This is a genomic window from Planktosalinus sp., from assembly GCF_059864935.1.
Window position 1 is genome coordinate 1 of the sequence record NZ_JCBCCK010000449.1, and the last position, 1,098, is coordinate 1,098.

1 protein-coding gene is annotated in these 1,098 nt (G+C 39.2%); it reads left to right on the forward strand.

Features of this window, described 5'->3' with window-relative positions:
* Nucleotides 1-25 precede the first annotated feature (25 nt).
* Nucleotides 26-1,098 (forward strand): DUF4270 family protein (locus AC6F75_RS13310; protein WP_500715578.1); only part of this gene is annotated, 1,073 nt, incomplete at its 3' end.

Sequence of the window (1,098 nt, forward strand, 5' to 3'; positions counted from 1 at the left end):
CAATTATTTTATCTCTGAATTAAAAATGAATTTAAATAAAGCATTTCTCACTTTTATAGGGTTTACCCTCATTATTTTATCATTTAGTGCCTGCCAGGAAGATTTCAGTACAGTGGGCAGTGATATTATCAACGACCCCAATTTTGAGTTTGACCTCTATGATGAAGCCACCGTTGTTGCCTATAGCAGAAGGGCACATCCGGTGCAAACTAATAATTTACCGGTGTATCAACTTGGCGTTTATAACGATGATGTTTTCGGAAAAACCGAAGCCAGTATTCTTGCTCAGGTTACCATGCCGCAAACCAACCCATCCTTTGGTGAAAACCCCAAGATTGAACGCATCATCTTGTCCATTCCTTATTTTAGCACCTCAACAGGAACAGGCGATGATGTGACATACACACTAGATTCCATTTATGGCAATTCACCTATTAAGCTTTCCATATATGAGTCAAAATTCTTTTTGAGAGACCTTGATCCTAATTCAGGGTTTAATGACCCTCAAAATTATTATTCAAATCAAGGACCTCTTTTTCAATCCTTTTTAGGTGAACTTTTGTATGAAGCGGATGAATTTTTGCCCTCTCCAAATGCTGTAGTTCTGAACCCCGGTGAAGATGATGAAGAAAGACTTGCGCCACAACTTAGGGTTGAACTGGGTGAAGAGGCTATAGCGTTTTTTAAACAAAAAATATTTGATCAGGAGGGTGGTGATGTTTTACTCAACAATACAAATTTCAAAAATCATTTTAGAGGAATCTACTTTATTGCTGAAGCCTTAGGAAATCAGGGCAACACACTTCTAGTGAATATGGCCAGACCAACCATTGAGATTATTTACTCCCACGATGACCCAAATCCGGGTGTTGATGACCGCTCAACAAGAGATGGAGAAGAACGTATCGAGTCTTCATTTATGTTAAATTTCAACGGAACCGCCGTCAACACCTTTAAAAACAATATGCCTCCCGAACTTGAGGAAATTTTAAACAACCCCAATACAGCCGGTGCTGAAAACCTCTACATAAAAGGAGGCGCAGGAACCGTTACGGTAATTGAACTGTTTGGAAATGATTTAAACGGAAACAACGTTGC